This is a genomic window from Psychrobacter sp. SZ93C1 (assembly GCF_015864635.1).
GTDB classification, from domain to species: domain Bacteria; phylum Pseudomonadota; class Gammaproteobacteria; order Pseudomonadales; family Moraxellaceae; genus Psychrobacter; species Psychrobacter fozii.
Window position 1 is genome coordinate 51,052 of the sequence record NZ_JADYWY010000006.1, and the last position, 13,911, is coordinate 64,962.

The 13,911-nt window shown below is 43.3% G+C and carries 10 protein-coding genes; 5 read left to right on the forward strand and 5 right to left on the reverse strand.

The annotated features are described in order from the left end of the window. Window positions 1-77: 77 nt before the first annotated feature. A complete protein-coding gene (locus I6E83_RS08965; protein ID WP_194196722.1) occupies window positions 78-674 on the reverse strand; it encodes a cob(I)yrinic acid a,c-diamide adenosyltransferase in 597 nt (198 codons plus the stop codon). Between the two features lie 482 nt (window positions 675-1,156). Here I6E83_RS08965 and cysS point away from each other — a divergent pair, with 482 nt between their 5' ends. From cysS to pdxH, 5 genes are all read left to right on the forward strand, one after another. Then, window positions 1,157-2,617 (forward strand): cysteine--tRNA ligase, encoded by a 1,461-nt coding sequence (cysS, locus tag I6E83_RS08970; RefSeq protein WP_197101292.1) that lies wholly within the window; start codon window positions 1,157-1,159, stop codon window positions 2,615-2,617. Between the two features lie 152 nt (window positions 2,618-2,769). After that, complete coding sequence (locus I6E83_RS08975; RefSeq protein WP_227680888.1) at window positions 2,770-4,821, forward strand: mechanosensitive ion channel family protein; 2,052 nt, start codon at window positions 2,770-2,772, stop codon at window positions 4,819-4,821. 395 nt (window positions 4,822-5,216) lie between these two features. After that, a complete protein-coding gene (gene guaB / locus I6E83_RS08980; protein WP_110923730.1) occupies window positions 5,217-6,689 on the forward strand; it encodes an IMP dehydrogenase in 1,473 nt (490 codons plus the stop codon). 197 nt (window positions 6,690-6,886) lie between these two features. After that, the gene (glmM, locus tag I6E83_RS08985) at window positions 6,887-8,269 is read left to right on the forward strand and encodes a phosphoglucosamine mutase (RefSeq protein ID WP_110923731.1); all 1,383 of its coding nucleotides are present in this window, start codon (window positions 6,887-6,889) and stop codon (window positions 8,267-8,269) included. A 52-nt stretch (window positions 8,270-8,321) separates the two neighbouring features. Then, complete coding sequence (gene pdxH / locus I6E83_RS08990) at window positions 8,322-8,966, forward strand: pyridoxamine 5'-phosphate oxidase (RefSeq protein WP_181416308.1); 645 nt, start codon at window positions 8,322-8,324, stop codon at window positions 8,964-8,966. Between the two features lie 104 nt (window positions 8,967-9,070). On the opposite strand, the gene I6E83_RS08995 is transcribed toward pdxH, so the two are convergent. The 4 genes from I6E83_RS08995 to I6E83_RS09010 all read right to left on the reverse strand — a co-directional run bounded on the left by I6E83_RS08995 (window position 9,071) and on the right by I6E83_RS09010 (window position 13,733). Then, window positions 9,071-10,333 carry an HlyD family secretion protein gene (locus I6E83_RS08995; protein WP_110923733.1) on the reverse strand — a complete coding sequence of 421 codons (1,263 nt, stop codon included), beginning with the start codon at window positions 10,331-10,333 and terminating at the stop codon, window positions 9,071-9,073. 92 nt (window positions 10,334-10,425) lie between these two features. Then, entirely contained in the window at window positions 10,426-12,117 is a 1,692-nt protein-coding gene (locus I6E83_RS09000; RefSeq protein WP_197101294.1) for an MFS transporter, read from the reverse strand. A 291-nt stretch (window positions 12,118-12,408) separates the two neighbouring features. Further along, a complete protein-coding gene (locus I6E83_RS09005) occupies window positions 12,409-13,044 on the reverse strand; it encodes a glutathione S-transferase family protein (RefSeq protein WP_110923735.1) in 636 nt (211 codons plus the stop codon). Between the two features lie 11 nt (window positions 13,045-13,055). Next, complete coding sequence (locus I6E83_RS09010; RefSeq protein WP_110923736.1) at window positions 13,056-13,733, reverse strand: type 1 glutamine amidotransferase domain-containing protein; 678 nt, start codon at window positions 13,731-13,733, stop codon at window positions 13,056-13,058. Window positions 13,734-13,911 lie beyond the last annotated feature (178 nt).

Consider the following 13,911-nt stretch of genomic DNA (forward strand, 5'->3'; position numbering starts at 1 on the left):
TTAGATGATAAGCACAAAGAAAAGCCCGCAGCGTTAACGTTGCGGGCTTTTCTTTATATTTTAATAATCACGTACCGCTATTTTTTCTCAGCGAAATCTTTTAATACCTGACTGTCCCATAGTACTTCAGAGACTTGCTTAGGATCGGTGCAAAAACGAGCAGCGACAAACAGCCAGTCAGACAAGCGATTGATAAAGCTTACTGCGGTGCGGCGAATGGCTTCTGGACGTTGTTGCTGTAATAGTACAGCTTGACGCTCAGCACGGCGACACACACTACGCGCGACATGTAATTGGCTAACCAATACGGAACCTGTCGGTAAGATAAAATCTTTTAGCGGTGGCAAGGTGGTATTCATGGCATCGATCTGTTGCTCTAACCATTCAATATGAGTGGCATTGACCCCTTCATATTCTGGCATGGCAAGTTCACCACCGATATTGAATAGTAAGTGCTGAATAATGATTAAGCCTTCAGAAAATTCCTTTGCGATAGATTGGCCTTTATTGCGTTGTAACTGGGCGCGCACCAGACCAATGTGTGAGTTAAGCTCGTCAATATCACCCATGACGTTGAATATGTCGTCAGCTTTACTGAGACGGCTACCATCTGCCATACCTGTGCTGCCGTCATCTCCAGTACGTGTGTATATTTTACTCAAGCGATTGCCCATATCTAAATCCTTAATCATTTTTGTGATGGAATAGTGTTAGTTGCGCGCTCATTGTAGTATTTTATGGCTGTTTTCGCTAAGATAATGGGTTAAGTTTTATATCACGGTCGTTATATTTATGACGACAGTAGTTTATATTGCTTGTTAATCAAAAGCAGGCAATGTTTTTACTTTTTATTTAGGGCATGTTGAACATTCAACCATGGCACTGACAGAGACTATTTTTTAGACAGTTCGACGTTAAAAATAGTAAGTTTAGTTATTCTAAGCGTCTATTTTTAACTATGAAATGGCAAAAAAGAGTCATGTCTCTTCGAGCTGATGCTAAAACGGCTCCATACTGTGTTATAAATCTTGTTAAGGCACGAGCATTACCGTCGTTTTATGCCTTGTCTGGAACCGTTTTATTAATCAGCAGTGCCTATTTGTGAATATTCAACACGCCCTAATCAATTTTATTTATATTAAAAGGCTTTTTTACTATGACCACACCACTTGCCGATGCGATGTCTCAGCTTGCGATTTATGACTCATTGACTGGCGGAAAACGCCAGTTCGTACCACTCAAAGCAGGGCAAGTAGGCATGTATGTGTGCGGTATGACCGTTTATGATTATTGTCACATTGGTCATGCGCGGGTGATGGTTGGCTTTGATATGGCTGTCCGCTGGCTAGCACAGTTGGGTTATAACGTTAATTATGTGCGTAACATTACAGATATCGATGACAAAATTATCGCGCGTGCGAGCGAAAATGGTGAAGAAATTGGCACGTTGACGCAGCGTTTTATCGAAGCCATGCATGAAGATGCGACTGCGCTTGGTTGCCAGATGCCAGATGCTGAACCGCGTGCGACGGATCATATCGATGAGATGCAGCAAATGATCGAGACGTTGGTCACAGGCAACTATGCCTATGCGGGCGACAATGGTGATGTTTACTATGCCGTCGATAATTTTGCAGACTATGGCAAACTGTCTAAGCGTAATCTCGACGATATGCAGGCAGGCTCGCGAGTTGATGTCGAAAATGACAAGCGCAATCCATTTGATTTTGTACTATGGAAATCCGCAAAGCCTAATGAGCCGCAGTGGGCGTCACCATGGGGACAAGGACGACCAGGCTGGCATATTGAATGCTCTGCGATGTCGACTAAATGCCTAGGTAGCACCTTTGATATTCATGGCGGTGGTCACGACTTACAGTTCCCGCATCACGAAAACGAAATCGCTCAGTCTGAAGCTGCGACTGGCTGCGAGTATGCACGCAACTGGATGCATGTTGGATTTATTAACGTCGATGGCGAAAAAATGTCCAAATCATTGGGCAACTTTTTTACCATTCGTGATGTGATGGCAAAATACCTTCCGGAAACAGTGCGGTTTTTCTTATTATCAAGTCATTATCGCAGCCAAGTCAATTTCTCAGATAGTGCCTTAGATGAGGCACATAATAGCCTAAGCAGGCTCTATAACGTTCTAAAATTGGCAGAACAGTTAAAGGGTGAGACGCTCATAATTGATGAAGCGTTGACTACTGAAGCCTACAGCAGCGCCGCTGGACAAGATTTTATCAAAGCGATGAATGATGATTTTAATAGCTCAACCGCAATCAGTGTCTTGTTTGGGCTGGCACGTGACATCACCAAAGCCATTAAAGCTGAAGAGATAGACACCGCATGGCAGTCAGCTCAGCAATTAAAGGCATTGGCGCAAGTGCTTAATATCTTGCAGCAGCCAGTACAGCAATTTTTACAAGCTGTGATTGGTGAACAGGCAGATGATGGTTTAACGGATACGGCTATCGATGGTTTAATTATTGAACGTGCAGAGTCTAAAGCCAACAAAAAATTTGCCCGTGCTGATGAGATACGTGAACAGTTAAAAAACGCTGGTATTGAGCTCGAAGACAGCCGTGCTGGTACGACATGGCGTCGCGCTTGAGGTAATTCTGTTACAGAATACCCATACAGATAGTCATAAACTAAGTCAGCTTTACGCTGGCTTTTTTTGTAGACTTAATAAAATATAAGAATCATCTTCATGAAGGACAGCCTTTGTATGCGACTCACACATAAATTACTGGCCGTTAATCTATGAATACCCTCAAAAATCGAGCTGCTAGTAGCCATAGTATAGCCACTGATGTGTTTGCCAATGTCGATGCCAGTATGGATGGTAATGAACATCCTATCACCATGTCTGACCTGTCGTTTTATAACCTGTGGTCATTGCTACTCGCTTTTTTTATTCTTGTGATTAGCGCTGTTTGCCTACCTGTTAAGGCAGCAATTAATGACAATGGGCAGGCTGCAAGCGAACAAGGCGCAAGTAAGCAAGATAGCGCCCAGTCATCTAGCACACCTGACAATTTTGCTGAATATGCTGCTCAAAAAGTCAGTGACATGAGAGAGGATAGTATTGGTCTCTCTGGTGTAGTAGAAGAGATATTTGATCCTACTGAGCGTAGCGCCGTCGAGCAGGCAGGTAGATTGCAAGGGGACTCAGCACTGACAGGAGAGTATAGTGAGAGCTACTACATACTCGATAAGCTCAATGCCGGACTGCCACCATTGTCTGAGCCGCCCAATTTAGAAACGCCGCTTGCAGCCTTAGAGTTTTTTCAATCAGCAGTAATGAAGCAGCAATATGACTTGGCCGCTTATGCACTAAATATGAACCTGATTGATGAGAAAAGCCAACGTGGCCGTGCGCTTGATCTGACAAAGCGACTGGATTTTTTATTATCTGAAAAAGAGCTGTATGTATTCGACGACATGCCAGATCGCCCCGACGGTCTGATTGAGCCACCACTTGGTAATGCTAGCAGTGTCATGGGCATTGCTAGACGCTCTCTTCAGCTTGGATACATTGATTATCGAGAGCGCCGTGTTCCTATCTATTTGCAGCGAGTGCGAGTAGGTGAAGGAGCCCCTGTTTGGGTATTTTCTGCGCAGACCGTTGGCAATATTGATAATCTCTATGAGCAATATCATCCTGCTGAGTTTGAACGTTATTTACCCACTTGGTTAAAAATAAAGATATTCGGGATTGCGCTATGGGAGTTTTCAGCGCTCATACTGTTTTTCTTATTAACCATGGGTGTGGGCTGGCTACTCAGTAAAGGCACTGAAAAAATTATCAATCATTATATCGATGATGAAAAGTACAGCATGTATGTTGGTAGCACCAATGGCGTAGCAGATTTGGTTAGTAAGCTGACGGTACCTTTGACTTTTACGATCAGTTTTTCGCTTGTTTTCACCTTAGTTTCTGGCGGTTTTCCTTACTTGGATGCAGTTGCTTCATCCACTCGTCCCCTTATTTGGATTGGACTGGTATTCAGTACCATGTGGTTAGGTATTCGCATCATTAACTTCTTTGCCAACCGTTATCAAGACATGCAGATTGAGAATTTGGCTGAAGAGCATTTCGATAAGGAGCGTCGCCGCCGTACTTATGTCTCGATATTCCGCCGTGTCTTTATCTTTGTTATGATTTTGGGGAGCTTTTGGATAGGACTTAGTGAGTTTGCCAATATGGAAGGCCTTGGTAAGACCTTATTGACTTCAGCAGGCATCGCAGGTGTGGTCATTGGTATCGCCGCCCAGCCAATATTGGGTAATATTATCGCAGGGGTACAAGTGGCAGTAACTCAGCCAGTACGGATTGGCGATAGTGTGATAATGGATGGCAATTTTAGCACCGTTGAAGACTTGCGTTACACTTATGCGGTACTAAAAACATGGGATGAGCGTCGATTAATTGTGCCAATGCGTGAATTGATCACTGATAGGGTGGAGAACTGGTCACATACAGAAGTACATCAGACCTGTCCTGTTTTCTTATATATTGATTATGGTGCAGATATTGACGCTATTCGTCAGCAGTTTATCTCGATGGTCAAAGACAACAAGCTTTGGGATAACAAAACGGAGCCTGAAATATTTGTCGTGGAGGTGACAGAAAACACCATTCAACTGCGCGGTGCTGTTTCAGCGGTAGGTCCTATAGAAGCATGGACGTTAGCCTGTGAGATACGTGAGCAGATGCTAGGTTACTTGTATAAGCAGCAAAATAAGTATCTACCGACAGAGCGTTTTACTTTAACAGAAAGCCAATCTAGTCAATCCTCTGTAAAAGAGTGACCACGTTAACCTTGTTTGAAGTATCACATATATATCTTCACTGGGTTTCCTTGATTCTCTTTTGAACTAAATCAATTATAGTTACAAAAGAGAGCTATAAGCCGTAAAAGAAAGTTATTGGTATCAAAATAGAGCCACTAACCATGCAAAGCATGACCGTCATCGACATAGACTTACTTGTGTAAAACAAACTGACAAATATAGCATGCGATTTGTCTCATTATTTGTTATAATATGGCGTTATTTTTAAGGGATAAATAAGTGGTTAAGCGTAAGACTGCACTATATTTGTGCAAACTTATGATCCGTCAATCACTTGCAGTTTTCGAGCGTTTTGTTTCGCTGGTTTATTGCTAAAATCCCACCCATCAAAATAACCACCACTAGGGGTCTGTATGTTGCGAATTGTCGATGAAGCCTTAACCTTTGATGACGTTTTATTGTTGCCAGCCTATTCTGAAGTCTTGCCAAAAACTGCCGATCTTTCTACCCGTTTGACCAAAAACATTACGCTAAATCTACCGCTAATCTCTGCGGCTATGGATACGGTCACTGAGTCTGAAATGGCCATCACTATGGCACAGCTTGGTGGCATGGGTATCTTGCACAAGAGCATGGATATCGCCAAGCAAGCCACACAAGTACGCCGCGTCAAAAAGTTTGAAGCGGGTACAGTCGTTGATCCTATCACTGTGCATCCAGAGATGACCATCGGTGAATTACTACGCTTGACTCAAGACAATAATATCTCAGGTGTACCTGTCGTAGAGAAAGGTACGGATAAAGTTGTTGGTATTGTCACGCATCGTGACTGGCGTTTTGAAACAAATCTGTCACTGCCAGTTAGCCAAATCATGACACCAAAAGGTCAGCTAGTCACGGTACATGAAGGTGAGAGCAACGAAAATATCAAACGTTTGCTACATGAACACCGTATCGAAAAAGTGATCGTTATTGATGATGATTTCCGCCTAAAAGGTCTTATCACCGTTAATGATTTTGCAAAAGCTGAAAACAATCCAAATGCTTGTAAAGATGAGCAAGGCCGTCTTCGTGTTGGCGCTGCTGTTGGTACTGGTGCAGATACTCAAGCGCGTGTTGAAGCATTGGTTGCAGCAGACGTCGATATTATCGTTGTTGATACCGCACATGGTCACTCAAAAGGCGTGATTGATAAAGTTGCTTGGATCAAAAAGCACTATCCAAATGTACAAGTCATCGGTGGCAATATTGCAACAGGCGATGCAGCACTTGCGTTACGTGACGCAGGCGCCGATGCCGTGAAAGTAGGTATTGGCCCTGGTTCTATCTGTACCACGCGTATCATTGCAGGTATTGGTGTGCCACAAATCTCAGCGATTGATAACGTCGCTAGTGCATTAAAAGACAGCATTCCATTGATTGCTGATGGTGGTATTCGCTATTCAGGTGATATGGCCAAAGCCATCGCCGCTGGTGCCTCGTGTATCATGGTAGGCTCGTTGATGGCTGGTACAGAAGAAGCGCCAGGTGAAGTTGAACTGTTCCAAGGTCGCTACTACAAAGCCTACCGCGGTATGGGTAGTCTTGGGGCGATGTCAGGGTCAAATGGCTCATCAGACCGTTACTTCCAAGATGCTAAAGATGGTGTGGAAAAACTGGTACCAGAAGGTATCGAAGGCCGTGTTCCTTATAAAGGTCCAGTCGCTGGTATCGTTAATCAGTTGGTTGGCGGTTTGCGCTCATCAATGGGTTACACGGGCTCTGCAACTATCGAAGATATGCGTACCAATCCACAGTTCATTAAAGTGACGTCGGCAGGTATGAAAGAATCGCACGTTCATGATGTTCAAATCACTAAAGAAGCACCAAACTATCGAGTAAGTTAGAAGGTTTTTGACAGTTTTGTGTTACGTTAGCGAAAGCTGGTTTGCAGAGCTGCCTTGACTTTGAGATTGAAACAGCCAACAATACCTTGTTATTGTTGGCTGTTTTTTTTGTAAAATACATAAACAGATTATTATAATAGTATTATCGCCTGCGTATACGTTGGGCCTTTAATTTTTAGACTTGGAGAGCATATATAATGAGCTACTTTGGCACCGATGGTATCCGTGGAAAGTTTGGTGAGTTGCCGATTACGCCTGATTTTATTTTGAAGTTAGGCTATGTCACTGGTCAGGTATTGATAGAGAACAATGACAATCCTGCGCGTAGACCTAGTGTGGTCATCGGTAAAGATACTCGTCTTTCAGGCTACGTTATCGAAGGGGCGTTGCAAGCAGGATTTAACGCCGCTGGTGTCGATGTTCATATGCTTGGCCCATTACCAACGCCTGCCATTGCTCATTTAACTCGTAGTTTTAACGCTGATGCGGGCGTAGTGATTTCTGCATCACACAATCCTTATTATGATAACGGTATCAAACTGTTTTCAGGGGATGGCAAAAAGCTGACTGATGAGATGCAAAATGCTATTAACGATAAGCTAAAAATTATTATGAGTATCGGTGGCAATGTTAGTGATAATAACAATGATTTGGTCATGCCTATTCTTGATCCAGCACAGTTGGGTAAAAATAATCGAATCAACGATGCCAAAGGTCGCTATATCGAATTCTGTAAAGGCAGCTTTCCTTATCAGTATGATTTGAGCCATCTGACAGTTGTCGTAGATTGTGCCAATGGTGCAGGCTACAGTGTGGCACCAAGAGTTATGCGTGAATTGGGCGCTAACGTGATTGCCATCAACAATACACCAGACGGACTCAACATCAATGCTGATTGTGGTTCTACTCATCCTGAGGGCTTACAAAAAGCAGTAGTTGAGCACGAGGCAGATGTTGGTATCGCATTAGACGGTGATGGTGATCGTATTGTGATGGTCGATGAGGCTGGTAATCTGGTCGACGGTGATGGCATCTTATATGTGCTTGCTACCCAAGGTCAGTCCAAGGCTAAAGGCGTGGTTGGTACACTCATGAGTAACATGGGCTTAGAGCTAGCACTAAAAGCAGATGGCATTGCATTTACGCGTGCCAAAGTGGGCGATCGCTACGTGATGCATGAGCTTGAAGCGAATGGTTGGATATTGGGTGGTGAGCCATCTGGCCACATTTTATGCTTAGATAAGAGCCGTACTGGCGATGCTATCATTGCAGGCTTACAAGTACTGGCTGTGATGCAAGCACGTGGGCGCGCGCTCAGTGATCTCGTCGAGGGGTTTGAAGTGTTGCCACAAAAACTGGTCAACGTGCGTCTGTCGCAAATGCAAGATCCGTTTGAGCATGAGGAGTTGGTTACCGCTTTTGAGAAAGCGCAGGCTACTTTAGAAGGTAGAGGCCGTCTACTGATTCGTCAGTCAGGAACTGAGCCTATGATTCGAGTGATGGTCGAATCAGATGATGAAATAGAATGTGATGTGCTCGCAAATGACTTGGCTGATCATATCAAAGCCGTATTGGGCTAAGATCAGTTCATATAATAAGGCAACAATATTAAAATAAGGAATGACCATGAGTATGGATTTTACCGATCAACGTCTGTCATATGAAAAGGGCGCGCTTGATCAACAGTCAGTACCTACATCACCATTTGAGTTGTTAAATACTTGGATGAATGAAGCGATAGAGCAGAAAGTGCAAGAGCCGTATGCGATGAGTTTGGCTACTTGCGGTGCTGATAATAAACCTAGTGTACGTATCGTGCTCATGCGTGAAATTACAGATACTGGTATTGTCTTTTATACCAATTACGAAAGTGCTAAGGGACAAGATATTGCCGAGAATCCTAATGCTGAGGTGCTGTTTTTTTGGCATGAGCTTGAGCGTCAAATCCGTATCAGTGGCAGCATTGCTAAGATAGATGCTCAAAAATCTGCAGCATATTTCCAAAAGCGTCCACACGATAGTCAGGTGGGTGCATGGGTTAGCCAGCCACAGAGTGGTGAAGTTGCTGATCGTGCCGTTATGGAGCAAACGTTTGAGCAGCTACAAGCAGATTATCCAGAAGACACTCAAGTGCCAACGCCAGTCTTTTGGGGTGGCTATGAGATTACGGTCAATGAGATTGAGTTTTGGCAAGGTCGCGCCAATCGTATGCATGACCGCATTGTATATACTCAAGAAAATGGCGATAGTTGGAATACCAAACGCTTATTACCATAAGTAATTTGACGATAATAAAAAGCCCCGCTAGCAGTTGTTATAAACAATTTGCTAGCGGGGCTTTTTCGCACTTATAGTAAGTGTCGAATAGTAAATGCGGGAATTTATTTTGCTTCAGTATCCACGTCGACAGAAACTGACATACCAGGTCGCAGTTTGGCCAGTTCCGGTTGGTTTTCATCTAAATCGATACGTACCGGAATCCGCTGAGCAATTTTAATATAGTTGCCAGTAGTCGGGTTTGCTGCTGATGAACTAAACTCACTGCCCGTTGCTGGCGAGATATTATTGATACGTCCATAAAACTTAGCACCACCCAGTGCATCCACATGGATGGTCGCAGGTTCGTCTATTGTCATATTCGCGATTTGTGTTTCTTTGAAGTTGGCAATAATCCACACGCCCTTCGGTACGATATACATGAGCTGTGTACCAGCACTAACGTATTGTCCTGATTTTACACTGACTTGGCTTAACTGACCTGACTCGGGAGCTGTGATAATAGTATTGTCCAAATTGATTTTGGCTTGCTTGGCACCGGCCTCAGCATTTTGGATATTGGCATCAAGTGATGAACGGCTACCGCTGGTTTTTTTGCTAGCTTGCTGTGCAGCTTGTAGATTGGCTTCAGCCTGTTGTACGCCTGCCTGCGCTTGGGCAAGTTCTGCTTTGGTATGTGCCACCTCCGCTTTTGACACTGCACCAATCGCATCCAGTCCTTGATAGCGTTTGACATCTTCGCGTGCACTATCAACACTGACTTTTGCACTGTATAAATCGGCTTCACGCGCTTCTATCTGAGCTTGGCTAGACTGGGTGTCTTGCGCATTACTGGATCGATTGGTTAACGCCACTTCGATATTGGCCTGCGCTTGTTCAAGCTGCTGCTGAAAAGTGCGATCGTCTATTTTTACCAGTAAGTCACCAGCTTTCACATTAGCAAAATCCTCTACGGCGACATCGGTCACGTAGCCAGATACTTGTGAGCTGATAATGGTTGTTTGACCTTTTACAAAGGCATTGTTGGTTTGCTGCACCGTTGGGGTAAAGGGTGGCAGTTTCCAAGCATAAAGAATCAGAAATACACCAATTATGATGAGGATAATAAAAAGCCCTATATTAAAGAACGTTTTTTTCTTAGGGTTCCATCCTGAAGCGGAAGGAATAGGTTCGGTTGGTGGCATGGGTGTTTCATTATCAGCGTCACTCTCCATTACCTTTTCTGCAACTTGGGTCTCATTGTCTTCAGCACTTGCTATCTCAACGGTATTAGAAGACAAGTCATTAGAAGATAGGTTGTTAGAAGACAGGATGTCGGCTGGCGTCTGAGTTTTTTGGTCAGGGTCATTGGATTTTTCTTGGCTCATGACGCGCTCCTAAAGGGTTAGATCAATATAATAGATAATTTGATATGGGTACAAAAACGTGTTGTTTATATTTTAGCGATGTTAAAAATATCTTATTTTGGTTCACGCATTTTGGCGATAACGGCCAGCTCTTTAGCCAATGGGTTACGTTTATGATAACGATAGTAGAAATAATTGAGCAGTAAAATAACGGTAGCACCAGTCGATAGAAGAGCCATGATGAAAAACAAATCACCATAAGCAGACACAGTGGCTTGGCGCTGAATACCTTGCAGTACTTGCAACACAGCAGCCGTATTGGTTTGAGTGGCATCCGTCATTTGTGTAGATATAGTACTGCGTGCAGCAGCTATCTGTCCGACTAGCTCAGGATCACCAAAATTGAGTGAGCTGACCATATCTGCATAATAAACCTGCGTACGAACCGTGGTAAATGCTTGAATAGCGGCTGCACCCGCCAATCCGCCTACCGTTTGTGAAATGCCAAAAATAACGGAAAAACTAATAATATAGGCAGGGCCGCTGGCAATAGCACGCAAAAACCCTTCAAAAACCAAAGGCCCCATGAAATACACGGCGGCAAATGCAATCAAAAACTGGCTGATATAAAACATATAAGGTGCTGAATTAATAGACACGCTAGTGTCCATCCAAGAACCTAAGGCAATCAACGCCACCGCAAAAATAACGGGTCGGCGTAAATCTATCGGATTGGTACTAAAAATACTAATGACCAAGGCCAATACACTGGCGGCTAATATGACAGCATAAAAAGTAATCAGCTGATCGCCACCATAGCCTAAGTTGGCAAGTAATCCTGCCGCACCGACATTTTGCTCAGATAGCAAAATTCGCATGATAGCGCCGGTAATCATAAAGGCAATAATATTGCGGCTACGCATCCAGCGCACTTGTAGCATTGGATTTTTGCGATGGGTTTCAATCCATAGCGCGATGCTAATCCCGACGATAGCAATCATGAGTGGATAGATAAGCCAAGGTGTCGTCCACCATAAAATCCTACCTTGTACTAAAACGACAGACAATGCAGCCAGACCACTTGCAAAAAATCCAAAGCTTAAAAAATCCAGTTTTTCAAATACTTTCTCTGTATTACCTGGTGGTAGCTCTAATATATTAATCAATCCAAAACAAATCAGTGCCAAACCAAATTGAAATAGAAATAAGCTTTCAAGCTGACCATCGATGGTGAGGTAGGGCGAGATGATTCGTGACAATGGAATACCAAACTGCACCAAGCCAAACCCCAAAATTAGACCGCTAGTACGCTTGACGGTTGGCATGCCTTGTAAACAATAGAACAATCCTAAGATGGTCATACCGCTGGCCACCATACCGCTTAAACCACGCGCTATAATCTCTAAATAATACGGGTCAAGCCACATACCATCAGCAGCCGTCATCAAGCCACTGCTTACAAACCATTGCATGCTGGTTGCTAGTAGCAAAAAAAACAGGGTAATTTTACTGAATAATGCCATGCCAAATTGCTGACGAATCTTATATAACAATACGGTGATACAAGCATTGGTCATATTGTAGGCAACCGATATCCATCCGCCTTCCATAGGCGTTAGGCTAAGGTCACCTTGAATTTGAGTCAGGTTCGCGACCAGCAAACCATTTTGAAAACTGGCAGTCACCCCAATAATAATACCAATAATCAGGTAAAAAACCTTGCGGCGTGCAGGATGATCAGGATTGGCTGGAGAGCCCACCATCATTGGCTGTTCGTGGGGCTTGAATTGATACTCAGTACTCATGGATGAATGACTGTCTTTGAGGGTGGACGGTTGATTGTATAGGCTGCTTAGATTAACAAAGCCTGTCAACGGTATAGTCGTACAATAGAATATGTTTTATAGGTATAGTCATTCCACTACCAAAGTATGACAGCGTTAACCTCGCTTGAAGTATCACATATACATCTATACTCGGTTGCCTTGTACTACTTTTAAATTGAATCGACTATAGTAACAAACAACAAAAATAGCCCAAGATAGACTTGAGCTATTTTATCATGTTTTTTATAAAATATTTACTATGGCGTGCGTTTAGGCTTGTTTTGATTCGTCATATTCAGCTTCAAGGCGCATGGCACGCTGATAGCTATCAAGGCTCGCCAACTGCTCTGCATATTGCTTAATATGCGGATAATCGTCTAGTTTCTGACGTTGAGCAAGAATAATTAAATCGAACGATAGCATAAAGTCTGCACCACTGAGTTGGTCACCCACGATGAACGACTTACCCTCGACCGACGTATCTAGATACTTAAACAATCTGGTCTTTTCTATCTCGATATAACCGTTCAAAAACTCGTTATCCTCGATGCCTGCTTTTTTGGTAAACAATTCAAGCATAAGTGGCAACATGAGCGAGCTTTCAGCAAAGTCGATCCACTGCAAGTAATGACCATAGTCAGTACTGTCGGGTGCAGGACGCAAGCGATCTGGCGCAAAGCGTTCGATCAATAGCTCAGTAATGGCACCGGACTCTGAGTATGTCTGACCATCCATTTCGATGACCGGTGACTTACCAAGAGGGTGTACCGCTTTTAAGCTATCAGGCGCCAAATGCGTCTTAGCATCACGTTGATGACTCACGATCTCATAAGGTTCGCCTAATTCTTCTAGGAGCCATAAAATACGCAATGAACGTGATTGGTTAAGATGATGCAAACGAATCATAGTATTAACCTTTAACCTTTAAGCTTAGCGAGTAAGCGTTTAGCGGCTTCTTCTGAAGAGGCTGGGTTTTGACCGGTGATTAATAGACCATCTTCTACCACAAATGATTCCCAATCAGCTGCTTTCTCATAATGTCCGCCATTGGCGATCATTGCATCTTCTACTAAGAATGGCACGACATCGGTAAGACCAACAGCGTCTTCTTCTGAGTTGGTAAAACCAGTCACTTTTTTGCCTTTAACCAAGTATTCGCCATCAATTTTCACGTTTTTGAGCGCTGCTGGAGAATGACAAACAAACGCAACAGGTTTGTCTTGTTTAACAAATGTCTCAATAAGATTGATAGAGTTTTCATCTACTGCCAAATCCCATAATGGGCCGTGACCACCAGGATAGAATACTGAATCAAAGTCTTCTGCTTTCATGTCAGCGAGCTTTTTAGTAGTAGCAAGATGCTCTTGAGCATCAGTATCATCTTTGAAACGCAATGTGTCTTTGGTTTGCGTGTCTTCATTGTCACTACTAGGATCGAGTGGTGGCTGACCGCCAGCAGGAGAGGCTAGCGTGACATTCACACCTGCATCAATAAATGCATAGTAAGGTGCTGCGAATTCTTCTAGCCAAAAACCTGTTTTTTTACCAGTGTCACCTAGACGGTCATGTGACGTTAGTACCATTAAAATATTCATAGTTATCCTTATTTATTATTCATTAGTGTTAAAAATTAGTGTGGATAGAGAAAAAATTCTGTTATCAGATAAGTAGCAACCATCTTAAAATTGTAATAGCAAATGATGACTGCTAACAGTATCTATGTTTGAGACTTAATAGTCAGTTGTTAAAGTCAGTATTTATGTTGTTAAGTAG